This is a genomic window from Streptomyces chisholmiae, from assembly GCF_031845445.1.
In the GTDB taxonomy this organism is placed as follows: Bacteria; Actinomycetota; Actinomycetes; order Streptomycetales; family Streptomycetaceae; genus Streptomyces; species Streptomyces chisholmiae.
In genome coordinates, this window is record NZ_JAVREO010000002.1 from 364,015 (window position 1) to 386,690 (window position 22,676).

General features: G+C 73.2%; 21 protein-coding genes and 1 tRNA gene. 7 read left to right on the forward strand and 15 right to left on the reverse strand.

All coding sequences use genetic code 11. The features are described from left to right. Nucleotides 1-58: 58 nt before the first annotated feature. Complete coding sequence (locus tag RM844_RS04490; protein WP_311664959.1) at nucleotides 59-1,234, reverse strand: Gfo/Idh/MocA family protein; 1,176 nt, start codon at nucleotides 1,232-1,234, stop codon at nucleotides 59-61. A gap of 87 nt (nucleotides 1,235-1,321) precedes the next feature. On the opposite strand from RM844_RS04490, the gene RM844_RS04495 reads away from it, so the two are divergent. Both RM844_RS04495 and RM844_RS04500 read left to right on the forward strand, forming a co-directional pair. After that, complete coding sequence (locus tag RM844_RS04495; protein ID WP_311664962.1) at nucleotides 1,322-2,374, forward strand: LacI family DNA-binding transcriptional regulator; 1,053 nt, start codon at nucleotides 1,322-1,324, stop codon at nucleotides 2,372-2,374. Between the two features lie 84 nt (nucleotides 2,375-2,458). Further along, nucleotides 2,459-2,926 carry a nuclear transport factor 2 family protein gene (locus RM844_RS04500; protein WP_311664963.1) on the forward strand — a complete coding sequence of 156 codons (468 nt, stop codon included), beginning with the start codon at nucleotides 2,459-2,461 and terminating at the stop codon, nucleotides 2,924-2,926. A 50-nt stretch (nucleotides 2,927-2,976) separates the two neighbouring features. Here the strand turns inward: RM844_RS04500 and RM844_RS04505 are convergent, their stop codons facing one another. Together RM844_RS04505 and RM844_RS04510 are read right to left on the reverse strand one after the other, a co-directional pair. Further along, nucleotides 2,977-3,903, reverse strand: a complete 927-nt coding sequence (locus RM844_RS04505; RefSeq protein WP_311664965.1) for a hypothetical protein — start codon at nucleotides 3,901-3,903, stop codon at nucleotides 2,977-2,979. Next, nucleotides 3,900-6,650 (reverse strand): PEP/pyruvate-binding domain-containing protein, encoded by a 2,751-nt coding sequence (locus tag RM844_RS04510; RefSeq protein WP_311664967.1) that lies wholly within the window; start codon nucleotides 6,648-6,650, stop codon nucleotides 3,900-3,902. Before RM844_RS04510 ends, RM844_RS04505 begins: the two co-directional genes overlap by 4 nt. A gap of 417 nt (nucleotides 6,651-7,067) precedes the next feature. On the opposite strand from RM844_RS04510, the gene recD2 reads away from it, so the two are divergent. Further along, nucleotides 7,068-9,326, forward strand: a complete 2,259-nt coding sequence (gene recD2, locus RM844_RS04515) for an SF1B family DNA helicase RecD2 (RefSeq protein ID WP_311664969.1) — start codon at nucleotides 7,068-7,070, stop codon at nucleotides 9,324-9,326. A 139-nt stretch (nucleotides 9,327-9,465) separates the two neighbouring features. After that, a complete protein-coding gene (locus tag RM844_RS04520; RefSeq protein ID WP_311664971.1) occupies nucleotides 9,466-10,779 on the forward strand; it encodes a citrate synthase in 1,314 nt (437 codons plus the stop codon). A 341-nt stretch (nucleotides 10,780-11,120) separates the two neighbouring features. Here RM844_RS04520 and RM844_RS04525 read toward each other — a convergent pair whose 3' ends face one another. Next, complete coding sequence (locus RM844_RS04525) at nucleotides 11,121-11,333, reverse strand: heavy-metal-associated domain-containing protein (protein ID WP_311664973.1); 213 nt, start codon at nucleotides 11,331-11,333, stop codon at nucleotides 11,121-11,123. Between the two features lie 247 nt (nucleotides 11,334-11,580). Here RM844_RS04525 and RM844_RS04530 point away from each other — a divergent pair, with 247 nt between their 5' ends. The 3 genes from RM844_RS04530 to RM844_RS04540 all read left to right on the forward strand — a co-directional run bounded on the left by RM844_RS04530 (nucleotide 11,581) and on the right by RM844_RS04540 (nucleotide 13,518). Beyond that, nucleotides 11,581-12,153 carry a DedA family protein gene (locus RM844_RS04530; RefSeq protein WP_311664975.1) on the forward strand — a complete coding sequence of 191 codons (573 nt, stop codon included), beginning with the start codon at nucleotides 11,581-11,583 and terminating at the stop codon, nucleotides 12,151-12,153. Nucleotides 12,154-12,293: 140 nt separating this feature from the next. Then, nucleotides 12,294-13,349 carry a Gfo/Idh/MocA family protein gene (locus RM844_RS04535; RefSeq protein ID WP_311664977.1) on the forward strand — a complete coding sequence of 352 codons (1,056 nt, stop codon included), beginning with the start codon at nucleotides 12,294-12,296 and terminating at the stop codon, nucleotides 13,347-13,349. Between the two features lie 97 nt (nucleotides 13,350-13,446). Next, a tRNA-Cys gene (locus RM844_RS04540) sits at nucleotides 13,447-13,518 on the forward strand. A 534-nt stretch (nucleotides 13,519-14,052) separates the two neighbouring features. Here the strand turns inward: RM844_RS04540 and RM844_RS04545 are convergent. The 11 genes from RM844_RS04545 to RM844_RS04595 all read right to left on the reverse strand — a co-directional run bounded on the left by RM844_RS04545 (nucleotide 14,053) and on the right by RM844_RS04595 (nucleotide 22,604). Continuing rightward, entirely contained in the window at nucleotides 14,053-15,336 is a 1,284-nt protein-coding gene (locus RM844_RS04545; RefSeq protein WP_311664979.1) for a tyrosine-type recombinase/integrase, read from the reverse strand. Continuing rightward, nucleotides 15,333-15,551 carry an excisionase family DNA-binding protein gene (locus RM844_RS04550; protein WP_311664981.1) on the reverse strand — a complete coding sequence of 73 codons (219 nt, stop codon included), beginning with the start codon at nucleotides 15,549-15,551 and terminating at the stop codon, nucleotides 15,333-15,335. The genes RM844_RS04545 and RM844_RS04550 overlap by 4 nt, the downstream gene beginning before the upstream one ends. Continuing rightward, nucleotides 15,551-16,594: an AAA family ATPase gene (locus RM844_RS04555; RefSeq protein ID WP_311664982.1), complete on the reverse strand. Its 1,044-nt coding sequence runs from the start codon at nucleotides 16,592-16,594 to the stop codon at nucleotides 15,551-15,553. The genes RM844_RS04550 and RM844_RS04555 overlap by 1 nt, the downstream gene beginning before the upstream one ends. Continuing rightward, the gene (locus tag RM844_RS04560) at nucleotides 16,591-17,463 is read right to left on the reverse strand and encodes a bifunctional DNA primase/polymerase (RefSeq protein ID WP_311664984.1); all 873 of its coding nucleotides are present in this window, start codon (nucleotides 17,461-17,463) and stop codon (nucleotides 16,591-16,593) included. Before RM844_RS04560 ends, RM844_RS04555 begins: the two co-directional genes overlap by 4 nt. 327 nt (nucleotides 17,464-17,790) lie before the next feature. After that, on the reverse strand, nucleotides 17,791-17,994 hold the full coding sequence (locus RM844_RS04565) for a hypothetical protein (protein WP_311664986.1): 204 nt from the start codon (nucleotides 17,992-17,994) through the stop codon (nucleotides 17,791-17,793). A 28-nt stretch (nucleotides 17,995-18,022) separates the two neighbouring features. After that, nucleotides 18,023-18,274, reverse strand: coding sequence for a hypothetical protein (locus RM844_RS04570; protein WP_311664988.1), 252 nt, complete (start codon nucleotides 18,272-18,274; stop codon nucleotides 18,023-18,025). Nucleotides 18,275-18,415: 141 nt separating this feature from the next. Next, nucleotides 18,416-20,548 carry a cell division protein FtsK gene (locus RM844_RS04575; RefSeq protein ID WP_311664990.1) on the reverse strand — a complete coding sequence of 711 codons (2,133 nt, stop codon included), beginning with the start codon at nucleotides 20,546-20,548 and terminating at the stop codon, nucleotides 18,416-18,418. Nucleotides 20,549-20,667: 119 nt separating this feature from the next. Beyond that, nucleotides 20,668-21,537, reverse strand: a complete 870-nt coding sequence (locus RM844_RS04580; protein ID WP_311664992.1) for a DUF2637 domain-containing protein — start codon at nucleotides 21,535-21,537, stop codon at nucleotides 20,668-20,670. Continuing rightward, nucleotides 21,534-21,854, reverse strand: a complete 321-nt coding sequence (locus RM844_RS04585) for a DUF6303 family protein (RefSeq protein ID WP_311664994.1) — start codon at nucleotides 21,852-21,854, stop codon at nucleotides 21,534-21,536. The genes RM844_RS04580 and RM844_RS04585 overlap by 4 nt, the downstream gene beginning before the upstream one ends. Continuing rightward, entirely contained in the window at nucleotides 21,851-22,129 is a 279-nt protein-coding gene (locus RM844_RS04590) for a hypothetical protein (protein WP_311664996.1), read from the reverse strand. Before RM844_RS04590 ends, RM844_RS04585 begins: the two co-directional genes overlap by 4 nt. A gap of 106 nt (nucleotides 22,130-22,235) precedes the next feature. Continuing rightward, nucleotides 22,236-22,604: a hypothetical protein gene (locus tag RM844_RS04595; RefSeq protein ID WP_311664998.1), complete on the reverse strand. Its 369-nt coding sequence runs from the start codon at nucleotides 22,602-22,604 to the stop codon at nucleotides 22,236-22,238. Between the last annotated feature and the right edge of the window lie 72 nt (nucleotides 22,605-22,676).

Here is a 22,676-nt window from a genome sequence, read left to right on the forward strand (position 1 = left end):
AGCGGCGGGGCTGGGTACGGAACGGGGGCGGCGGCCGGTCGGGATCTTCCGACGGCTGTCAGAGGGTCAGCTCGGGCACCTCGACGCGCCGGCCCTCGGCGGAGGAGAGCAGCCCCAGCTCGGCCAGCTGCACGCCGCGCGCGCCGGCGAGCAGGTCCCAGCTGTAGGGCTCGTCGGCGACCAGGTGGCGCAGGAACAGCTCCCACTGGGCCTTGAACCCGTTGTCGAACTCGCCGTTGTCCGGCACTTCCTGCCACTGCTCGCGGAACCGCTCGGTGGCCGGGATGTCCGGGTTCCACACCGGCTTCGGGGTGGCGGAGCGGTGCTGCACCCGGCAGCCGCGCAGCCCGGCGACCGCCGAGCCCTCGGTGCCGTCCACCTGGAACTCCACCAGCTCCTCGCGGTTGACCCGCACCGCCCAGGAGGAGTTGATCTGCGCGACCACGCCACCGGCCAGCTGGAAGACGCCGTAGGCGGAGTCGTCAGCGGTGGCCTCGTAGGCCTCGCCGCGCTCGTCCCAGCGCCGCGGGATGTGCGTGGTGGCCAGCGCCTGCACGCTCTCCACCCGGCCGAACAGCTCGTGCAGCACGTACTCCCAGTGCGGGAACATGTCGACCACGATGCCGCCGCCGTCCTGGGCGCGGTAGTTCCACGAGGGGCGCTGCGCCTCCTGCCAGTCGCCCTCGAAGACCCAGTAGCCGAACTCGCCGCGCACCGAGAGGATCTGGCCGAAGAAGCCGCCGTCGATCAGCCGCTTCAGCTTGAGCAGGCCGGGCAGGAAGAGCTTGTCCTGCACCACGCCGTGCTTGATCCCGGCGTCCTCGGCCTGCCTGGCCAGTGCCAGCGCGCCGGCCACGCCGGTGGCGGTGGGCTTCTCGGTGTAGATGTGCTTGCCGGCGGCGATCGCCTTGCTGATCGCCTCCTCCCTGGCCAGGGTCACCTGGGCGTCGAAGTAGACGTCCACGGTCGGGTCGGCCAGCACCGCGTCCAGGTCGGTGCTCACCGCGTCCTCGGGCAGGCCGTGCCGGGCGGCCAGCTCCCGCAGGGCGGCCGGGCGGCGCCCCACCAGCAGTGGCTCGGGCCAGATCACGGTGCCGTCGGCGAGCGGGACGCCGCCCTGCTCACGGATGGCGAGGATCGAGCGCACCAGGTGCTGGCGGTACCCCATCCGGCCGGTGACGCCGTTCATGGCGATCCGGACGGTCCTGCGCTCGGCGGCCGAGTGCGTCGTCATTGTCCTTGCCCTCCCGGGACGGTAAGCGCTTTCTACTGGGGGAGAAGCTAACCTCTTGGCAGCGGGCTAGGCAAGTGGGAGCAGAGCATGGCAGTGACGCTGGCGGACGTTGCGGTCCGCGCGGGGGTGTCCGCGGCGACGGTCTCGCGGGTGCTGAACGGCAACTATCCGGTGGCCGGCGCCACCAGGAACCGCGTGCTGCAGGCCGTCGAGGAGCTGGAGTACGTCGTCAACGGCCCGGCCAGCGCCTTGGCCGCCGCCACCTCCGACCTGGTCGGGGTGCTGGTCAACGACATCGCCGACCCGTTCTTCGGGATCATGGCCAGCGCCGTCCAGTCCGAGATCGGCGAGCCCGTCGCCGACCGCCCCGGCCCCAAGCTCGCCGTGGTCTGCAACACCGGCGGCTCCCCGGAGCGCGAGCTGACCTTCCTGACCCTGCTGCAACGCCAGCGCGCCGCCTCCGTGGTGCTCACCGGCGGCGCCCTGGAGGACCAGAGCCACCGGGCGGCGCTGATCGGCCGGCTCGGCCGGCTGGAGGCCGCCGGCGCGCGGGTGGTGCTCTGCGGCCGACCGCCGCTGACGGACACCGACTTCCCGGCCGTCACCTTCGACAACCGGGCCGGCGCCCGGCAGTTGACGGAGCACCTGCTGGGCCTTGGCCACCGCCGCATCGGCTACCTGGCCGGCCCCCAGGCCCGCACCACCACCCGGCACCGGCTGGAGGGCCACCGGGCCGCGCTGACCGCCGCCGGGCTGGGCGGCGACGCGAGCCGGCTCACCGTCCGCGGCAGCTACGACCGCTCGGCCGGCTACTACGGCGCGCTGGAACTCCTTGACCGCGAGCCCGGGCTGACCGCCATCGCGGCGGCCAACGACACGGTCGCGCTGGGCGCCTGCGCGGCGCTGCGGGAGCGTGGGGTGCGCATCCCCGAGGACGTCTCGGTGACCGGCTTCGACGACCTGCCGTTCGCGGTGGACGCCACCCCCGCGCTGACCACCGTGCGGCTGCCGCTGCACGAGGCCGGGGTGCACGCCGGCCGGCTGGCCCTCGGCCGGGACGAGGCCCCCGAGGGCGGCGTGCTGGTCTGCCCGGGCGAGCTGAGGGTCCGTGGCTCGACCGCCCCGCCCCGGGACGCCTGAACGGGGGGCGAGCGCCGCGGTCCCGGGTTGACCCGGCCCGCAATCCCGTTGCGCGGCACGCGAGTCGGCTCCGACCATGGGGTGGTGGACACCCCTCCCGCACAACCCCTCAGTGACCTCGACCGGTTGCTCGCCGAACGGGCCTGTGAACGTGTGGTCCTCGACCTGGTCCACCGGCTCGACCTGGGCGAACCCGCCACCGCCGCCGAGCTGTTCACCCCGGACGGGATCTGGGAGTGGCCGGCCGGCGGGCGCCGGATCGTCGGTAGGGAGGCGCTGTGCGCCTACTTCGGCGGCCGACCGGCCGACCGGCTCTCCCGCCGGCTGATGAGCAACATCCGGATCACCGCGCACGCGGCCGACCGGGCCAGCGGCACCAGCTACCTGGCCACCCACCGGGTGGACGGGCACCGCGGCGAGCTGCCGCCGCCCGGGCCGCCCACGCAGGTGGGGCACTACGTGGACGTCTTCGAGCGGCACGCCGGGAGCTGGCTGCTGGCGCGACGCACCCTGCACCTCGCCTTCGGCACCAGCACGCCCCGGCTCCCCTGAGGCGGTGGGCGGGCGGGGTCGCGGGGCCGGCCTGGGCGGGCACGGCCGGATCAGTCGGGGTCGGGGGTGATGCTGCCGGTGCCCAGCACGGTCAGCTGAACGCGGTCCAGGCCGGCGTCCTGTAGGCAGCCGGTCAGCCGGTGCCGGTCGTGGTCGCTGAGCGACGGGTGGATGACGGCGGCGAAGAGCTGGCCGTCCAGGGGAGCCATCGCCGCCTGGGCGAGTGGGATCGAGGTGGCGTCCCGGCAGCGCTCCCACAGCTGGTGGGCGGCCAAATGGGCCCGCGCGTCGGAGACGTTCCTGGCGGAGACCGTGAAGAGCACCGAGGTCGCCGTCTCCTGGCCGCGCTCCGGTGGCTTGGTCTCGGTCAGCTCGGCCAGCACCGCGTAGAGCCCGACGCACAGCGCCAGCGCCACGCCGACCGCCGCCGGCGCGCGCCAGCGCGGTGGCCCCAGCGGCGGCCGCGCGCCCAGCTCCGCCGCGACGGAGCCGTGCGCGCCGCCGGGCGGCGCGGCCAGCGGCACCAGCCGGCCGGCCAGCTGACGCCGGCCCAGCGGCCGGCTGGTGACCCGGGCCAGCCGTTCCACCAGCCAGGCCAGTCCGGAGAGCGCGGCACCGGCCGCCATCAGCACCGGCACGAAGACGAAGGTGCGCCCGCCGCTCCCGTCCAGCCAGGAGAACCGGGACTCGGCGCCGGCCGGCCGGCCCCGGCCGGCGGCCCGCTCGCGCTCGTTGGCGCGCAGCAGGGCGAGGATCTCCTCGTGGCGCCGGTCCGTCTCCCGGGCCTGCCGCTCCAGCCGGCCAAGCCGGTCCAGGGTCACGAAGCCGAGCAGCAGCACCTCGATGACCAACAGCAACACCCCGCAGAGCAGGGCCCGTTGCCACTGCCAGCGGTAGAGGTAGACCACCAGGTAGCTGGCGGCGCCCAGCGCCGCCGCCCCGCCGAAGAGGTAGGCCGCCAGTCTCGCCGGTCTCATCCGCGCACCTCCGCCGCCCCGGCCGGCCCGCGCTGCCGCCCGGCCGGCGCCGGCCCGCCGGCGGGGCGGTGCTCCTCGGGCTCCGGCGCCCCGGGCCCCCGGTCCTTGGGGTTCCGGTCCTCGGACTCCCGGTCCTCGGGGTCCCGGTCCTCCGAGACCGGCGTTCCGAGGCCCGGCGTCCCGGGGCCGGGTGCCGGGGGCTGTCGCACGTCGGGGTCCCTCCGTTGGTGATCCTGCCGTTCGTGCTGCCGTTGTTCGTGGTCCCGCTGTTGTCCCTCCTGCCATTGGCGGTCCCGCTGTTGTCGGTCCTGCCCTTCGTGGTTCTGCCCTTCGTGGTCCCGCCGTTCGTGGTCCGGCTGTTGGCGGTCCCGCTGTTCGCGGTCACGTGCCCGGCGGTCCTCCGGCGCGTGGTCGGGCGACCCGGCCTCCCGGCGGCCGGTCGCCGGCGCCGCGCGCTCCGGGCCCCACGGTGACCGACCGCCGTGCCGCCGTTCCCCGTGCTCAGGTACCCCGTGCCGCCGTTCCCCGTGCCGTCGGCCGCCGCCGTCCCGCGCGGCGCCGGGCTCCGGCGGGTGGGGTGCCAGGTCCCGGGGCCCGGCGGCACCGGCGGCTCCGGCGCCCGACGTGGTCCAGGCCCCCGGTCCCGAGGGCGGTTGGCCGGGCCCGGCCGGCCCCGGAGGCGCCGCCGGCGAGGCGACCAGCTCGCCGGTGGCCCCGTCGAGCAGTAGCCGGGTGCCGGTCGGGAAACGGTCCACCGCCGCCGTCGCCCCGGTCACCATCGGAAGCCGCAACTCCCGTGCCAACACCGCGAGATGGGAGAGCGGACTGCCGGTCTGGGCGACCAGCCCGCGGAGTGCGGGCAGCGTCACCGCCAGCGCCGGGTCGAGGTGACGCACCACCAGCACCGCGTCGTCCGGCTGCGGCCCCGCCCCGTGCCAGGCCACCCCGACGGCCCGGCCGGGGGAGACGCCCACGGCTCGCCCCTCGCCGCTCGCCCCCGCCGGCCGCACGGCGACCACCGTGCCGTCGGCGGCCAGCCGGAACGCGTCCGGGAGCGGCGCGCCGGCCGGCCGCGGCCGGCGCCAGGCCAGGTCGGTCGGCAGCGGCTGGCCGCGTGCCACGTCGAGCAGCTCGGTCCAGCGCAGCAGCGCCAGCCGGTCGATGGCCACGCTGCGCGCGGCGACCTCGCGGACCAGCCGGGTCTGGTACTCCTGCACCCAGCGCGCCCGCAGCCGCAGCCCCTCCCGGGCGGAGAGCGGCCCGGGGCCCGGCCCGCCGTCCCGCTCCGGCGCTGGTGGCAGCCGCAGCGGCCCGGCCAGGCTGGGCGGCACCAGCGCCAGCACCTCCGGCCTGGCGGCGGCCAGTTCGGCGTCCGAGAGCCCCTCGGCCCGGCCGTGCCGAAGCGCGGCCAGCGCCACCGCGGCGCCCCCGCCGGCCGCCCCGCCCCCGCCGGCGCCGGCCGGCGGCTCGGGCAGCAGGGCGCCGGCCAGCGCCTCCTGGGCGTGCAACGCCACCAGGGTGGCGCGCGACCAGCGGAGCGCGCCGACCAGGTCGGCCGGCGTCAGCTCGGCCGGTGACGGTGCCTCGGTCAACTCCCGGTCCACGTCCGCCTGGAGACCGACCGCCAGCCCGGGCAGCGCGCCGCGCAGCCGGCCGATCCGCCAGGCGGCGGACAGCCGGCGGGCCGGCGGTACCGGGTTGAGCCAGGCCAGCCCCCGGCGCGCGGGGGGCGCGAGGCCCAGCAGGGCCAGGTCGGCCACCGCCCGTCCCTGCACCGTGCGCACCACCGGTGTGCCCCGCAACCGGCGGCGGGACGCGGCGCCGGCCAGGTCGAGCGCCGTGGCCAGGCCGTGCGCCAGCGGCGTCACCCACAGGTCCTCCTCCAGCGGGGCGAGCGGCTCCGGCAGTGTCTCGGCGACCGGCCCCGGGCCGAGCAGCCGGGCGCGGCGCGCGGGACGCGGGCCCATGGCGGTGATCGGCCGGGACTGCAGGAGGCACAGCCGGCCGTCCGCGGCCGCGAAGCCGAACTCGATGTCCTGCGGCGCCCCGAAGACCCGCGCCGCGCGGCGGGCCAGCGCCGCCAGCCGGCGCAGCTCGGCCCGGTCGAGCAGGCCGGCCAGGTCGTCGCCGTCGAGCGGCCGGCCGCGCCGGCTCAGCCGGGCGCCGGCGCCCTGCGCGGCGCCGCCGACCAGCTGGTCCGGGCCGCCGGCGACGGCGCTGACCAGCAGCCGGTCGCGGGCGCCCGTTACCGGGTCGGCGCCGAACAGCACGCCCCCGACCCGGCAGTCGAGCATCGGCTGGACGAGCACCGCCATCGGCGCGGCCGGCCGGTCGGGCAGCGCGGCCGAGGCGCGCACCGCCCGCACCGCGGCCCCGAACGCGGCCGGCCCGCGCACGTCGAGCACCGAGCGGAAGCGCCCCGCCATCGCCGAGTCGGCGGTGTCCTCGGCGGCCGACGAGGAGCGCACCGCCAGTGGCCGGCGGCCCTCCTCGCTCAGCCGCCGCCACAGCTGTGCCGGGTCCCGGCCGCGCTCGCCCGAGCCGGCCGGCAGCAGCACGAAGCCCGGCAGCACGGGCAGTCCGGCCGCCGCGGCCCGGGCCAGCGCCGTCGCCTTGCCACCCGCCGTCGCCGCGCCGCCCGCCCGGGCCGCGCCGACCACCGCGGGATCGTCCAACTCCACCGCCACGCCGAGCCCGCGCACCTCGGCGAGCTGGTCGTCAACTCCGGTGTCTCCCCTGCCACTCATCGTCCGCCTCCGTAACCGTGTCACGGCCGCCCGGGGGAGAGGACGCGTGGTCCGGGCCCTTACCTGACCGGCGGGGAAACCTGGCGTGAACGTTCGGCGTGCCGGCCGGCCGGCACGCCCCCGGCGTCACCCGAGTTGCCCACGCAACGTCCGCCCCACGGCCGCCACTTCGGACCCGCCCGTCCACCCGACCGGCAGGACCGGCGGCCTGCCCCGCGGCCGGTGCGCGGCCGTGAAGAACGCGAACGGTTCCGCCGGGGTGCAACCAAACCCCGTCGGTCGGAGTCTCAGTCACCGGCGGCGCGGGGGCCGCCCCAGGGGCTCGGAGCAGGAGGGGAGCCGAGGCGGCCGGCCGTGCCGGACCGTCCGCCTCGGCCCGAGCCGGGCGTTGTCGGTGCCGGGCGTTACCGTCGGGACATGTCGCAGAGTGCGGGCACGCGGGGTCCGGGCGCGGGTGGCGCCGTGCTGGAGGGTGTGCTGGAGCGGATCACCTACGCCAACGAGGAGAACGGGTACACGGTCGCCCGGGTGGACACCGGGCGGGGCGGCGGCGAGCTGCTCACGGTGGTCGGCTCGCTGCTCGGCGCGCAGGTCGGTGAGTCCCTGCGGATGACCGGCCGGTGGGGGTCGCACCCGCAGTACGGCCGGCAGTTCCACGTGGAGAACTACACGACGGTGCTGCCGGCGACCGTCCAGGGCATCCAGCGCTATCTCGGCTCCGGCCTGATCAAGGGCATCGGGCCCAGAACGGCGGAGCGGATCGTGGAGCACTTCGGCGTCGGGACGCTGGAGGTGATCGAGGACGACCCGAGGTCCCTGATCGCGGTGCCCGGGCTCGGCCCCAAGCGCACGGCGCTGATCGCCGCCGCCTGGGAGGAGCAGAAGGCGATCAAGGAGGTGATGGTCTTCCTGCAGAGCGTGGAGGTCTCCACCTCGATCGCCGTGCGGATCTACAAGAAGTACGGGGACGCCTCGATCTCCGTGGTGAAGAACGAGCCGTACCGGCTGGCCGCCGATGTCTGGGGGATCGGGTTCCTGACGGCGGACCGGATCGCCCGCGCCGTCGGCATACCGGAGGACAGCCCGGAGCGGGTCAAGGCCGGTCTGCGGTACGCCCTCTCGCAGGCGAGCGACCAAGGGCACTGCTACCTCCCCGAGGAGCGGCTGATCGCCGACGCGGTCAAGTTGTTGCAGGTGGACACGGGGCTGGTCATCGAGTGCCTGGCGGAGTTGGCGCAGGACCCGGAGGGCGCGGTCCGGGAGGCGGTGCCCGACCCGCAGGGCGAGGTGGGCTCGGACGCCCGGGTCACGGCGGTCTACCTCCCGCCGTTCCACCGGGCCGAGTTGTCGCTGGCCGGGCAGGTGCGGCGGCTGCTGCGGGCGGCGGAGGACCGGCTGGCGGCCTTCCAGGCGGTCGACTGGGGCAAGGCGCTGGGCTGGCTGGCCGGCCGGACCGGCGCCGAGTTGGCGGCGGAGCAGGAGGCCGCGGTCCGGCTGGCGTTGACGGAGCGGGTCGCGGTGCTCACCGGCGGCCCCGGCTGCGGGAAGTCCTTCACGGTCCGCTCGGTGGTGGAGCTGGCCCGGGCGAAGGGCGCCAAGGTGGTGCTGGCGGCGCCCACCGGCCGGGCGGCCAAGCGGCTCTCGGAGCTGACCGGGGCGGAGGCGTCCACGGTGCACCGGCTGCTGGAGCTGAAGCCTGGCGGGGACGCGGCCTACGACCGCGACCGGCCGCTGGACGCCGACCTGGTGGTGGTGGACGAGGCCTCGATGCTGGACCTGCTGCTGGCCAACAAGCTGGTCAAGGCGGTGGCGCCGGGCGCCCACCTGCTGCTGGTCGGCGATGTGGACCAGCTGCCGTCGGTCGGCGCCGGCGAGGTGCTGCGGGATCTGCTCGCCCCCGGCAGCCCGGTGCCGGCGGTCCGGCTGACCAGGATCTTCCGTCAGGCGCAGCAGTCCGGCGTGGTGACCAACGCGCACCGGATCAACGAGGGCCTGCCGCCGGTCACCTCGGGCCTGGCGGACTTCTTCCTCTTCGTGGAGGAGGAGACCGAGCAGGCCGGCCGGCTGGCGGTGGACGTGGCGGCCCGCCGGGTGCCGGCCAGGTTCGGCCTCGATCCGCGGCGTGACGTGCAGGTGCTGACGCCGATGCACCGCGGGCCGGCCGGCGCCGGGGTGCTCAACGGGCTGCTCCAGGAGTCGGTCACCCCGCCGCGGCCCGGGCTGCCGGAGAAGCGCTTCGGCGGCCGGGTCTTCCGGGTCGGCGACAAGGTCACCCAGATCAGGAACAACTACGACAAGGGCGCGAACGGCGTCTTCAACGGCACGGTCGGCGTGGTGACCGACCTCGACCTCGACGAGCAGCGGCTGACCGTCCGCACCGACGAGGACGAGGACGTCCCCTACGACTTCGCCGAGTTGGACGAGCTGTCGCACGCCTACGCGGTGACCATCCACCGCTCCCAGGGCAGCGAGTATCCGTGCGTGGTCATCCCGGTTACCACCAGTGCCTGGATGATGTTGCAACGTAACCTGCTGTACACGGCGGTGACCCGGGCCAAGCGGTTGGTGGTGCTGGTCGGTTCCCGCCGGGCGCTGGCCCAGGCGGTACGGAGTGTCTCCGCCGGGCGGCGGTGCACGGCGCTGGACGCCCGCCTCGCCGGGACGCTTCATCCCTAAGCTCCCGATTCGTGCGGCACGCCGTGCCAGAAAATGGCCTATTGGCCGACCCCGAGTGCACATCTTGGCGCCAGATGGGGGACAGTAGAGAGGAGTCAGGGCACCTCGAAGAAGAGGCACTACGTCGGTGAGGGATGACGTGAGCGAAAACCGCTACGGCGACAACGCAGACAATGCAGTAGTAGTGCGGTACGGCGACGGGGAGTATCGCTACCCGTTGGTCGACAGCGCGGTGGGGGACCGCGGCTTCGACATCGGCAAGCTGCGTGCCCAGACCGGTCTGGTGACCCTGGACTCGGGTTTCGGCAACACCGCGGCCTGCGAGTCGGCGATCACCTATCTGGACGGCGAGCGCGGCATCCTGCGCTACCGGGGCTACCCCATCGAGCAGCTCGCCGAGCGCGGCACCTTCCTGGAGACCGCCTATCTCCTGATCAACGGCGAGCTGCCCTCCGTGGACGAGCTCGCCGGCTTCCGTGACGAGATCACCCAGCACACCCTGCTGCACGAGGACGTCAAACGCTTCTACGACGGCTTCCCGCGGGACGCGCACCCGATGGCGATGCTGTCCTCGGTGGTCAGCGCCCTGTCCACGTTCTACCAGGACAGCCACAACCCGTTCGACGAGCGGCAGCGGCACATCTCCACGATCCGGCTGCTGGCCAAGCTGCCGACGATCGCCGCCTACGCGTTCAAGAAGGCGGCCGGCCACCCGGTGGTCTACCCGCGCAACGACCTCGGCTACGTGGAGAACTTCCTGCGGATGACCTTCTCGGTGCCCGCCGAGGAGTACGCGCTGGACCCGGTCGTGGTCAACGCCCTGGACAAGCTGCTGATCCTGCACGCGGACCACGAGCAGAACTGTTCGGCCTCCACGGTCCGGATGGTCGGCTCCTCGCAGGCCAACCTGTTCGTCTCCATCTCGGCCGGCATCAACGCGCTCTGGGGTCCGCTGCACGGCGGGGCGAACGCGGCGGTGCTGGAGATGCTGGAGAGCATCCAGGCCCAGGGTGGGGACGTCGACACGTTCATCAACCGGGTCAAAAACAAGGAGCAGGGCGTCCGCCTGATGGGCTTCGGCCACCGGGTGTACAAGAGCTTCGACCCGCGCGCCAAGATCATCAAGGCCGCCGCGCACGACGTGCTCTCGGCGCTGGGCAAGTCGGACGAGCTGCTCGACATCGCCCTCCGGCTGGAGGAGCGGGCGCTGAGCGACGACTACTTCGTCTCCCGCAACCTCTACCCGAACGTGGACTTCTACACGGGGCTGATCTACCGGGCCATGGGCTTCCCGACCAGCATGTTCACCGTGCTGTTCGCGCTCGGCCGGCTGCCGGGCTGGATCGCCCAGTGGCACGAGATGATCAACGACCCGAGCACCCGGATCGGCCGTCCCCGGCAGATCTACACGGGTGTGGTCGAGCGCTCCTACGTGCCGGTCGAGCAGCGCTGAGCGGTGTGACGTAGGTCACACCATAAGGTGTGCAACCTTTGATGGAGCTGTGGGTCTAACCGGTCAGAGTTGGCGCGGATTCGGCTGGATTCACGCCAACGGTCGTCCGGCCGGGGTCCCGTGGGGGGACGCTCTGAGCGGACGACAGGAAACGCCCCGCGTCGGGCCCTGTGGGGGGACCCGCTGGCGGGGCGTTTCCATCGTTCGCGGCCGGTGCCCCGGCTCTCCGGGGTGTCGGCCGTTGGTGTGCGCGGGCCGGTTTCCGCCCCCGAAGGGGCCCGGACGGGCCCCTTCGGGCTCCCCCTCGGCGTCACCCCGGGCGGCGCGTGGGTCCCGTGCCCTCAGGCCCGGCCGACCAGGTCGTAGCCGGCCTCGTCCACGGCGGCGCGCACCGCCGCGTCGTCCAGTGGCGCCTCGGCGGTGACCGTGACCAGTCCGGTGCTGGCCGTCGCCGACACCTCGGTGACCCCGGGCAGCGACTTCAGCTCGGCCTGGACGGCCCCCTCGCAGTGGCCGCAGGACATGCCGGAGACCCGGTAGGTGACACTGCTCATGGTCGCGCTCCTCGTCGTTCGTGCGTAGGACGTCCCGTCGGCCGCAGTGTATACCCCCACCCGGTATCGGGACGTCGCTCGGGGCGGCCCGCGGGAGGGGGTGGCGCCGTCGGCCCCTAGGGGCCCACCCGGCACCTTCCCTGGTATCGCCCTCGGCTCCTTTGTCCAGGCCGGAGGGCGTGTCAGGTTTGGCTGACAGGTCGACGCAGGGGGCGGCGACCGCTCGCGGAACGGGGGCCGGCCGAGCATGGACGGTGCGCTGTGGATCTACCTGTTGCTGGCCCTCACCAGCGCGCCGCCCCTGGTGCCCAACGCGGCGCTGATCGCCTCCGCCGGGATGCTCGCCCAGTCCGGCGAACTCGACGTCTGGCTGGTCTTCCTGGTCGTCGGCGGCAGCGCGCTGGCCGGCGACGCCCTCGTCTACGGGCTCGGCCGGCTGGCCGGCGGCCGGGTCCTCCGCTGGCTCGGCCGGCGCCCCGCGCGACGGACCGCGCTGGGCTGGACGACGGAGCGGATCAACCGACACGGGGTGCCCTTCGTGGTCGCGATGCGGTTCCTGCCCAGCGGCCGGCTGATCGGCGGCCTCACCGCGGCGCTGGTCAACTACCCACTGCGGCGCTTCCTGTTGGGCGCCGGGATCGCCGAGGCGGTCTGGGCCGGCTACAGCGTGGCCCTCGGCTACTGGGGCGGGGCCGCCCTGGACGGCGTGTGGACGGGCGCCCTGCTCGGGATCCTGGTCTCGCTGCTGGTCGCCGGCGCCGCCCAACTCCTCAGCCGGGCCACGCCGTCGCGTGCTCGTCCAACTGACCACACCTCCTGAGGGAAAACGGCGCCTGGCCGACCGCTCCTGACCGGTACCGACCGTTCCCGCCCCCCACGGTCAACGGGCGGGACGGCTGATGCAGGCTGGGGCAACCGGCCGATCAGGGCCGATCACCCAGCAGCCAGGGAGAGTCAGCGATGTCCATATCGGGTTCGCCGAGCGGCGCGCCAGCCGCCCGTCCGACCGGCGCGCCGCTCGGGGTCGCCGTGCTCGGCGCCGGCGCCATGGGCGCCGACCACGTCCACCGCCTCGACCGGGTCGTCAGCGGAGCCAGGGTGGCCGCCGTCGCCGACCCGGACGGGGAGCGTGCCAAGACCCTGGCCGCCGGAATCGACGGCTGCCTCGCCGTCACCGAGCCGCTCGCCGCCCTGGACGCGGCGGGCGTGGACGCGGTGCTGATCGCCTCCCCCGGGCCGGCCCACGAGGCCGCGCTGCTGGCCGCGCTGGACCGGGGCCTGCCGGTGCTCTGCGAGAAGCCGATGGTGCCGGACCCGGCGGGCGCGCTCCGGGTGGTGGCGGCCGAGGAGTGCGCCGGCCGCCCGCTGGTCTCGGTCGGCTTCATGCGCCGCTTCGACGCCGAACACCAGCGGCTCAAGGCCCTGTTGGACGCCCGCGAGCTGGGCGAGCCCCGGCTGCTCCACTGCCGGCACCGGAATCTCGCCTCCCACCCGTACTTCACCGAGGAGATGCTGATCAGCGACTCGGTGGCGCACGAGTTCGACGCCGCCCGCTGGCTGCTCGGCCAGGAGATCACCGCCGTCCAGGTCTTCCGCCCCACCGCGGGACTGCCTGGCCACGACGGCCTCAACGACCCCCAGCTGGTGGTCTTCGAGACCGACGGCGGGGTGGTCGTGGACGTGGAGATCCTCGCCAACGGCGGCTTCGGCTACCAGGTGCAGACCGAGGCGGTCTGCACCCGCGGCACCGCGCGCATCGGCGAGGCGCACGGCCTGATGACCAACATCGCCGGCCGCTGGGGCGGCGAGATCGCCCAGGACTACCTCACCCGGTTCGCCGACGCCTACGACCGCGAGCTCCGCGCCTGGGTGGCAGCCACCCGACGCGGCGCGACCACGGGGGCCACCAGCTGGGACGGCTATGCCGCCGCCGAGGTCTGCGCCGCCGGCGTGCGTGCCCAGCGCACCGGACAGCGCGTGCCCATCACCCTCGCGCCTCGCCCGGGCCGTTCATGAACACGGTGTGACCCCCGATGCCAATCCCATGGCAACCCGCCGCCCACCCTTGAACCCCCACCCCCACCCGGGTCACTCTCGTATCGGCACCACCCCCGGCCGTGTGCCCGAGTGGTTCAGGGGCTCGCCTGCAAAGCGAGTTACGCGGGTTCGATCCCCGCCACGGCCTCCGGCGTTCGAACACCGACTGGCCTGCACGTACTTGTGGGGCGGACCGTTCCTGGTCCGCCCCACAAGTGTGTCCGTCTCAGTTTCCGTCTCAGTTCGGGGATTTCGGCCCGTTCCCGAGGCGTGACGGCGACCTCTGTCTGATTGCGCGTTAGTTAGGATGATCTCGCGGTAAGGCGTTTGACGCCGCTCCGTTCTCCGGATGGGACACGCAAAGGTAATCATCCAAGGAGAACAGATGTGTCAAAGGCGACATCGCAAACGAAAGCGCCCAATCTGGGAGTTCTGGTCGTTCGTGGTCAACCTCGCGCGCCTCATTTATGAGGTATGCGGGAGGGCCTAGCAGGCCACGCGACCGCCAGACGGGCGCCTCGTTGGGGATGAGGTTCGGCCACAATCCGGGCCTCATCCCTCTGGAGTGCAAGCGACAGCATCATAAGAGTGTGTCGCCCGACAGCCACCACATTACTACCACTTAGGCCACCCGGCGACGGCGCTTGACGAAAGCCCGGACCTGGTCACCAAGTCAGGTGGGCTACAACTCCGGCTCCGGCTTGTCCGCCCAGATCAGCCCGTCCACCTGTCGTGCAACACTGGCGCGTACCTCGTCCACGATGTGCTGGTACCGAGCGGCCATGGCCGTGGTGGACCAGCCCATGAGGTTCATGACCGCGCGTTCGGGGACTCGAAGGATCAGGAGCACCGTGGCGGCCGTGTGCCGAGCGTCGTGAAGCCGCGCGTCTCGAAGTCCGGCGTCGCGAAGCAGTGCCTTCCACTCGCTCCAGTCGTAGCGGTGCGAGATGTCCGATCCGGTCGGGGTCGCGAACACCCAACCTTCGTCGGTCCACCGTTTGCCTGCCGCTTCGCGCTCGGCGTTCTGTTTCGCTCGGTGCGCCCGGAGAAGCTGGACCACCTGGGCAGGGAGTCCCACCCGCCGACGTCCGGCCCGCGACTTGGTGCGTGAGGTCTTGCCGTTGGTCCGGCGGCGTTCGGGGCAGTAGCCGGCCTTCTTGCCGCAGGGAGGCTCGCACCCGTGGGCGTAGCGCGGACGCAACCGACTCCTGCGAATCCACAGGATGCCGTTCTCCAGGTCCACGTCGTCCCATTTCAGTCCCAGGGCCTCGCCCTGACGGAGGCCGAGGGCCAGGGCCACCGCCCAACGCGCCGCATTTTGCCGATTGTTGGCGGCTGCGAGGAGCCTGCGGACCTCTGCCACGGTGAACGGTTCGATCTCCTCTTCGTCGACGCGTGGGGCGGTGACCTTGTTCAGTGGATTCTCGACCAGGTGTCCGCGCCGCACCGCGGCGTTGAGGGCGGTGCGGAATGTGCGGTGGACCTGGTGGGCAGTGGCTGGCTTGGCGCCGTTGGACTGCATCTTGGCGTAGAGGCGTTCGACGTGTTCCGGTTCCAGCCGGTCGAGGCGGTGGGCGCCGAGTCCCGGGATCAGGTGCTTTCGGACGGCGACGCCGTAGCCCACCATCGTGTTCTCGTTGACCCGCTTGGGGGCGATGTTCTCGACCCAGTGGGTGAGCCAGGTCCGGACCGTCCAGCGTTGGCCGGCCTTGGGCACCTTGCGGGTGTCGCGGAGCTGCTCCAGCTTCTTGACGGCCTCCGTGACCTCGGCGCGGGTCTTGCGCTCCACGTGTCGCCGGTCGGGCTTTCCGTCGTCGCGGGTGCCGACGGTGACGCGGCCGTGCCACTTCCCGTCCTTGCCGAAGTAGATGGAGGAGCGGCCGTTGGGCTGGCGGGTCCGCTTTTTCTGGTTCGCCTTCTTCTTGTTCCGCTCGTTGTCGTCGTCTGCCACGGCGGTTGTCGTCATGCGATGGCCTCCCCAGAACGGTGAGCGGTGCGGAGCCGGGAAACGAAGGCGGTGATCGCGTCGGCCGGGACGCGGCGGAGGCGGCCCACGGGGACGGACTCCAGTTCGCCGGAGCTGATGAGGCCGAAGCAGGTGGTCCGGCCGATGCTCAGGCGGCGGGCGGCCTCCTCGACGGTGAGAAGGGCCAGGGTCGGGTCGGCGGTCTGCTCGCTCATCACTGGTTCCCCTCGTCGGTCGCCGGACGGTCGGACAGGTGGGACAGGCCGGACAGGTCCTCGTGCTTGGTGTCGATGTCGGGGAAGTAGTGGCCCTTGGTGTCCTTGGTGAGTTGGCCGTCGGCGGCCATGCGGGAGCAGGTGCGGCGGATGGTGTCGGGGTCGAGGCCGGGGAGGGCGTCGGCGATGTCCTTCGGTCGCGCGCCGGGGTGGGTGCGGACGTGGCGGAGGATCGCGGCGCGGGTGTCGCCGATGGTGTGGTCTCCGGCGGGTCCTTCGAGGAGCTGCCAGGCGCCGGCCGCGGAGTGGAAGCGGAGGGCGTACTCGGCTTCGTCGACGTCGCGGCCGGTGACGTGCAGCACGCCGTCCGCCTGGCCCCGGGCGCGCTTCAACACCAGGGTGGCGTCGGCGGCGCCGGCCAGGCCGTTGGTGCCGGAGACCTCGGTCAGGAAGTCGTCGCTGCCGGCCTTGCGGACGTGGTGGACGAGGACGACGGCCAGGCCGTAGTGGTCGGCGATGCGCTTGGCGTGGCCGACTGCGGCGTAGTCCGCGTCGTAGGCGGACGCGCCGGGGGCGGAGGGGCCGCGCATCTTGGCGAAGACGTCGATGATGACCATGCGGGCGTTGGGGTTGCGTTCGATCCACTGGGCGATGGCCTCGCCCCCGCCCTGGGGCAGCGGCGGGCAGGAAGTGACCAGGGTGAGGTCGGCGGGGGCGGGCTGGCCGCCGAGCATCTTCCGCATCCGGGTCTGGAGTCGGCGTGGGGTGTCCTCAAGGGCGAGGTAGAGCACCGGGCCGCCCTCGACGGCCACAGTGTCGAAGGCACGGCCGCCGGCCGCGACGGAGAGGCCAAGTCCCAGGCTCAGCCAGGACTTTCCGACCTTGGGTGGGCCGGCCAGCAGGTTGACGCCCTCGGCGAGGATGCCGGGGACGGCCCACCGCGGCTCGGGGAACTCGGCGGCCAACAGCTCGTCGGCGGTCCAGGCGGTACGCATCCGTTGCTGGGCCGGCTCGATGGGGTGCGGGAAGGCGGTCTCGTTCACGCGGCGACCTGCCGGGGGCGGCGGGCGCCGGCCCGCAGGCCGGAGCGGATGGTGCGGCTGGCCTCGCCCGGCCGCTGGCCGACCTGGGCGGCGGCCTCGGCCAGCCAGGCGGTGACGTCGGCGGCGCTGAGGGCGCCGCCGGCGACGAGTTGTCCGAGGGCGACGGAGGCGCGGAACAGGTCGCGGTTGTGTTCGTGGGGCGCGGAGTCGGCCACGCGTTTCAACTCGGCGTTCACAGCGGCCTTGAGGTAGCGGCCACGCCGGTCGTGGTCCAGCAGGGGCACGGTGATGGGCCGCTGGGGCGGCAGGGGCGCCGGAGCGAGGACGGGAACAAGCCAGGCCGGGAGCGGGGCCGGAGGCATGTCGTTGAGGACGGCGTAGGGGTGGCCGTGGACGGTGCTGCCCGGGGCGACGACGTAGCCGCCGCTGGCGCGGGTGTCGACCTTCGGGGCCAGGCGGCCGGCGGTGTTGCGGAGCCGGGCGCCGTTCTCCGGTGCGGTGAAGTAGAGGTGTGTTCCGCCGGAGGGCGTGGCCACGGTGAACGTGTCGGCCGGGTAGGGCCGGTCGTGACGCTCGCAGAGCGCGGCCAGGTACCAGGCACCGTCCGGTCCGTCCTCGCCGGGCTTGGGCACGTCCAGGTCGATCACGACCAGGTGGGACGGGCCGGTGGCCAGGCCGATGTTGTATCCGGCCCGGGACCAGCAGCGGGTGATGCGCGCGGTGTCGGTGGTGGCTCGGTCTTCCCAGCGGGTGATCGCCGGCCGCTTGGTGCCGGGGATGAGGGGGAAGACATGCCAGCCGCGTCCGGCCAGGCCCAGGGCCGAGGTGTGGCCGGGGGCGGGCTGTTCGGGCATGACGGCATGGGTCATGCTTGAGGCTCCTGTTCTGTCCTCGGATGGAACGGGGAAGGGCCGGCGTGGCGGACGACCTTGGCGGGGAGTTCCGCCACGCCGGTTTGACTTGCTTAAGGATTCACGCGGCTCAGATCCTTTTGACCAGGTAATCGAGCCCTTTCCTCACTGCTTCGGGGAAAGCAACGACACCCAACGAGCAGCAACGAAGAAGTGTGTTACGTGTCCAGTTAGAGCGGGTTCCCATCTACCCAGTCGGTTGTTGTGGTCCGAACCGGGATAGGACGTTGCTTTCCGTTGTGGGGCCTACGCGTAGTCGACTGTGGCTGGTTCTGGCGCAGCCCTCTACGACTTCCCAGTCGTGCCGATCGACGAGACAGCCTCGACGAGGGATGTCACCGCGTCGTTGATGGTGTCGGCGGCGCCGGTTTCGGCGAGGTAGAAGCCGAAGAGAGCGGCGGCCAGGAAGGCGCCGAAGCCGATGGCGTGGAACTTCAGCAGGAAGCCGACGAGGGCGCCGAAGATGACGACGAGGGACAGGGTGACCATGCGCGAACTCCTTTCTCGGTAGGGAGGCTCAGCGGTCGCGGTGCTGCCAGAAGTAGATGAGGACGTTGACCGCCCGGCGGCCCGGGCGGATGCGGACTCCGTGGCCCTTGCAGCGCCGGCAGTCCTTGCCGCGGGTCAGCCGGCCGGCGCGGTTGGTTGCGATGTGGAAGCCGAATCCCTCGCAGCGGTGGCAGGCGCCGAACGGGCTGGCGTAGCAGAAGGCCAGGTAGCAGACGGTGACGACGAGGAGGATGGCGCTAGCGACGAGTTCCGGGGGCATCAGGGCTCCTATGGGTGGTTTCCGGCATGACCGAGGTAGGGCTGCTAACTGATAACGGCCTGGTTGATGGGGGTTTGGGGTGCTAGCGCGGGCGCTAACGTTAGCGGCGGGCTCTGCTAACCCAGCTGCTCGCGCACCGGCTCAGGCGGCCCGCCGTTCGTCACGCTGAGCGAGTGCGGCTTCGAGGCGGGCGCGTTCCAGTCCGCGGCGGTTGACCACCTTGCCGTCGATCCGGCGGCCGACCTGGACGGTGCTGATCCCGAACGGTTTGACGGCGGCGGTGAGTTGCTCGGGTGGCCAGTCGCGGTAGGTGGCCGGGCGGAGTTCGGCGAGCCGCTCAAGGGCGGTCTCCGTCCAGATCTTCGACTCCTCCGGGCGGACCACAGCCAGCAGATCGGCCAGCACGTCCAGGCCGGCGTCGTCCGCGCGCTGGTCGTCGCCGATGGACTCGCCGTCGAGGGTGCCGGCGGCGCGGCGCAGGGCGATGGCCTTGGCGGCGATGCGGGCGGTGTGCGGGTCGTCCAGGTAGGCGGTGCGGACGACGGTGGGCAGCGCGGTGGCGCCGGCCAGGTAGCCGGTGCCGGCGTCGATCTCCGGGCGGAACTGCGTGGCGCGGACGCCGTTCTTGTACATCGAGGTGCCCAGCACCATGTCGTTCTCGATCTGGCCGGCGACCTTGAGGCAGAACCGGATGGAGACGTTGCCGCTGACGCCGGTCGGCAGGCTGTCCTTGTCCGGGCGTTGGGTGGACAGGATCAGCACCACGCCGAGCGCCCGGCCCAGCTTGATGACGAACTCGGCGTCCTCCCCGGCCTGCTTGCCGCGCCGCTGGGAGAGGAAGAGGTTCTGGCACTCGTCGAAGACGGCGACCAGCGGCCACAGCTTGAGCGAGCGGCGGTCGGCGATGGCGCGGGTGATGCGCTTGTCCGGGCACAGGTCGCGCGGCAGGCCCTTGAGTACCTTCACCCGGCGCTCGACCTCGCGCCGCAGCAGGGCCAGGGAGTCGGCGGCGTAGTTGATGGACTCCTCGTCGAGGCCGGAGACGAAGCGGCGGGAGACCGGTTCCAGGGCGTCCAGGTCGCCGGTGCCCTTGTTCTCGTGAATCCACAGTTCGACGGTCGGGTCGAGGGCGGCCCCGCAGGTCAGCACCCGGACGGTCGAGGTCTTGCCCTGCCCGGGCAACGACCCGACCAGCACGTTGTGTTGGATCAGCGGAACCGACTGGGGCCGACCGCGCGGGTCGATGCCGAACGGGATGTGACGGAAGACGTCGTGCCGTTCTCCACTCGCCAGGGGCCACTTCACCGGGCCGGACTTCGACAGGTCGCGGTCCCCGACCCACAGCACCAACCGGCCTTCGTGCTCGGTCGGGTCGGGGTCGGGCCAGACACAACCCAGCGGTCGGCGCAGACCGGAGGCGAGTCGGGCGCGTCGCTCGATCACGTCGGTGACCGTGACGCCCAGCGGCAGGTCGATGTCCGCCCGCCAGCCGGGGCCCTCGCGGGTGATGGGGGCGACGAACTGGATGCCGTCGCGGCCCTTGTTGACCTCGTTGGTGATCTGGCTGATGCCGATGGCCGCCATGGCGCGCACCACGATGTCGGACGTCAGCTTGGCCACCTCGGTCCTGATGATCGCGCGGGAGGCCAGGGGCGCGTCGGCGGGCGCCCCAACCGCCCCGAAGACCGCCACGGCCAGGCCCAGCGCGGCGGCCTGGACCGCGGGCGAGGTGGCGTAGACGAGGTAGAGGAGCACGGCCAGGGCGAGCGGGGTGCCCACGGACAGGCAGATGCCGCGCCAGCGCACCCGGGCGTCGCGCTGCCGGGACAGGCGGAGCCACTCGCCGATGTCCTCCCGCCGGGCGGCGGCCTCCCGGAGCGGGAGGCTCTCGGCGTCGCACGCCCACCGGCTCAACCCGCCGAGGACGCGGCCGAGTCCGGCCGGGGCGCGGAGGAGTAGCCGGCCGAGGTAGACCGGGGAGCGGAGCGCGTGGAAGGCCAGGGTGTGACCGAGGTGGCCGGCCAGCCAGTAGGCGCCGTCCAGGAACCCGGTCTTGGTACGGAGCCAGTCGGGGCGGACGGGTCGGCGGGTGGCCGACCGGAGTCGGGTTAACCGACCCGGCCCACGGGCGTCCGGTCGGTCGGCGAGCGACGGTCGGCTGTCGTCGGGGGCGTGGTGCTCGTCGTGCTCGTCGGCCGACTGTTCCAACGCCGGGGCGGCGGGCGGGACGACCCTCAGGTGGGCCGGGGGTGGGCTGTCCGGGGGGTGACTCACTGGCGGTTCCCTTGTCCGTGAAGCTGTGGCCTTGAAGCTGTGGCCTTGCGGGTGGGTGAGGGTGGCCGGGGCCCCGACCGTGGCGTGGTCGGACGGGCGGGTCCCGGCCGGCGCGGTTCCTAGGCGGGGGCGGGAAGGCTGGCCTGGCGTTCGGCCCGGAGCGCGTCCCGCAGCAGGCGCCCGTTGCGTTGCGAGGTGCGGACCGCCTTGCGGATGGCCTGGGCGGTGAGTTGCTCGTTGGGCCAGTCCCGGGTCATCTCCCGGGCCTGGGCCAGGAGTTCGGCGGGGGAGCGGGAGGGCTTGCCGGCGGGCGGCTCGGGATCGGCCGGATCGTCCTGGCCGGCGGCCGGCCCGTCCGGGGTCAGCTCGCCGAGCCGCAGCAGGACCCGGGTGCGGAGCGGGGCCCGGCGGCGCCAGGCGCGTCCGTACCGCTCTCGCAACTCGGCTCGGACCAGCTGTCGTTGCCGTTCGCGGGCCAGGGCCTCGCGGTAGCTGGTGGTCTCCCAGAGCACCATCCGGCGCCACAGGGCGAGGGTGGCGAACGGGGCCAGCAGCCACCGCGACCGGCGCACCCGTTCCATCCGGGTGCCGGTGGCGGCGCCGATGCGCACGGCGTAGGCGTGGGCGCCGATCTCGGAGAGCACCACCCACAGCAGCGGCATCACGCCGTGCGCGACGCGCGCCGGCAACGTGTCGCCGGCCGCGACGTTCAACCAGCACGTCACCCCGGTCAGCGCCCACGGCACGGCACGGACCCAGGCCAGCGCCATGTTCATCCGGACCAGCAGCAGGTGGGCCACGGTGAAGACGGGGATGGCGAGGTCGATGCCGGCCGGCAGCATCCACGGGGCGTCGAACCCCCAGCGCGCGGCGGCGGCCGACACGGCCTCGAACGAGGACGCCAGCCCGAGTCCGCCCACGGCCACGGCACCGGCCGAGGTGGCGCCGAGAAGCCAGCGTTCACCCCTGCTCAGCGGCTTGGTGGTCATCCGGCACCACCACCGAGCGGCTGAACGGTGACGGCTGCAAGCAGGGTGACGTGGGTCAACTGGTCCCCGTGGTACGTGCAGACGTCCTCGGTCCAGCGCCACTCTTCGCCGCGCGTGATGGTGAAGCCCAGCGCGGCGAGGGCGTGTTCGCGGTCCGCCAGGCTCGGGATCTCCGTGTCGGCCGGCCAGGCGTGCGACGGCCACTCGGAGACCCGGCCGGGGCAGACGGCCACGGTGAGGTTCCAGAACGGCGCCGGCCGCAGCGTCCCACACGAGCGGAAGGCCAGCAGTGCGGTGTAGGCGGGGGCGTTGCTCATGCCACCGCACCTCGCCGCGTCCGGGCCCGGGGGCGGGAGCGAAGAGGCACCGTGCGGGTCAGGGCCTCGGCGTAGCGCGCGTCCAGGGCGGTGATCTCGTCGTCCAGGCCGGCGTGGTGCAGCTCGGTGAGGATGTCGGCGGCGGCGACCAGGCGCACCGCCTGCTCCTCGTCGCTCTCGTGGTCCAGCGGGCCCCGGAACAGGTCCAGGTCGATACCGACCGGCCAGTCCGCGTAGGCCAGGTCGTCCACCGCGACGTCGCGGTAGGGAGTCATGGGACTTCTCCTGTGTCTCTGTGGAGGAGGGGAAGGTGCGCGATCCGGCGGGCGACCTTGGCGGGGAGTCCCACCGGGCGGGCGGCGGAGTCTGGCGCCGGCGGCGTCAGACCCGCACGGCTCGGGGCCGGTTGACCAGGTTCACGAGGAAGCCGCCGATGGCGACGAACGTGGCCACCGCGACGAAGACCGACATCAGCGGCTCGGCGCCGAGACCGTGGATCTTGCTGCCGTTGACGACGCCGATCACCACGGCGATCACGATCAGGACCAGCGTTACGACGGCCCGGCCGGTGCCCATCGGCTCCCGACCGCGCGCCACGTGCTCGACGGCACGCGGGCTGACCATGCGCGAGCCCTGTCCGTTCGTGTGCAGGTGGAGCACGGCCCCACTGCCGGTGTTGGTGACGGAGACGACCGTGCCGAGCACCTGGTCACTGCGGACCCGGACCACGTCACCGATGGCGATGCGCATGAGAAACCCCCTGATGGGTGCGGGAAGGACGCCGAAGTCGGCCACTTGACGTCATCAAGACCTCAAGTCATC

Excerpts from the sequence above, each read along its gene's own strand:
- RM844_RS04560 (WP_311664984.1), bottom strand. The coding sequence starts at position 17,463 with ATGACCCATGCCGTCATGCCCGAACAGCCCGCCCCCGGCCACACCTCG.
- RM844_RS04545 (WP_311664979.1), bottom strand. The coding sequence starts at position 15,336 with ATGACGACAACCGCCGTGGCAGACGACGACAACGAGCGGAACAAGAAG.
- recD2 (WP_311664969.1), top strand. The coding sequence starts at position 7,068 with ATGTCGCAGAGTGCGGGCACGCGGGGTCCGGGCGCGGGTGGCGCCGTG.
- RM844_RS04510 (WP_311664967.1), bottom strand. The coding sequence starts at position 6,650 with ATGAGTGGCAGGGGAGACACCGGAGTTGACGACCAGCTCGCCGAGGTG.
- RM844_RS04535 (WP_311664977.1), top strand. The coding sequence starts at position 12,294 with ATGTCCATATCGGGTTCGCCGAGCGGCGCGCCAGCCGCCCGTCCGACC.
- RM844_RS04570 (WP_311664988.1), bottom strand. The coding sequence starts at position 18,274 with ATGCCCCCGGAACTCGTCGCTAGCGCCATCCTCCTCGTCGTCACCGTC.
- RM844_RS04525 (WP_311664973.1), bottom strand. The coding sequence starts at position 11,333 with ATGAGCAGTGTCACCTACCGGGTCTCCGGCATGTCCTGCGGCCACTGC.
- RM844_RS04495 (WP_311664962.1), top strand. The coding sequence starts at position 1,322 with ATGGCAGTGACGCTGGCGGACGTTGCGGTCCGCGCGGGGGTGTCCGCG.
- RM844_RS04585 (WP_311664994.1), bottom strand. The coding sequence starts at position 21,854 with ATGAGCAACGCCCCCGCCTACACCGCACTGCTGGCCTTCCGCTCGTGT.
- RM844_RS04530 (WP_311664975.1), top strand. The coding sequence starts at position 11,581 with ATGGACGGTGCGCTGTGGATCTACCTGTTGCTGGCCCTCACCAGCGCG.
- RM844_RS04565 (WP_311664986.1), bottom strand. The coding sequence starts at position 17,994 with ATGGTCACCCTGTCCCTCGTCGTCATCTTCGGCGCCCTCGTCGGCTTC.
- RM844_RS04490 (WP_311664959.1), bottom strand. The coding sequence starts at position 1,234 with ATGACGACGCACTCGGCCGCCGAGCGCAGGACCGTCCGGATCGCCATG.
- RM844_RS04550 (WP_311664981.1), bottom strand. The coding sequence starts at position 15,551 with ATGAGCGAGCAGACCGCCGACCCGACCCTGGCCCTTCTCACCGTCGAG.
- RM844_RS04590 (WP_311664996.1), bottom strand. The coding sequence starts at position 22,129 with ATGACTCCCTACCGCGACGTCGCGGTGGACGACCTGGCCTACGCGGAC.
- RM844_RS04580 (WP_311664992.1), bottom strand. The coding sequence starts at position 21,537 with ATGACCACCAAGCCGCTGAGCAGGGGTGAACGCTGGCTTCTCGGCGCC.
- RM844_RS04505 (WP_311664965.1), bottom strand. The coding sequence starts at position 3,903 with ATGAGACCGGCGAGACTGGCGGCCTACCTCTTCGGCGGGGCGGCGGCG.
- RM844_RS04595 (WP_311664998.1), bottom strand. The coding sequence starts at position 22,604 with ATGCGCATCGCCATCGGTGACGTGGTCCGGGTCCGCAGTGACCAGGTG.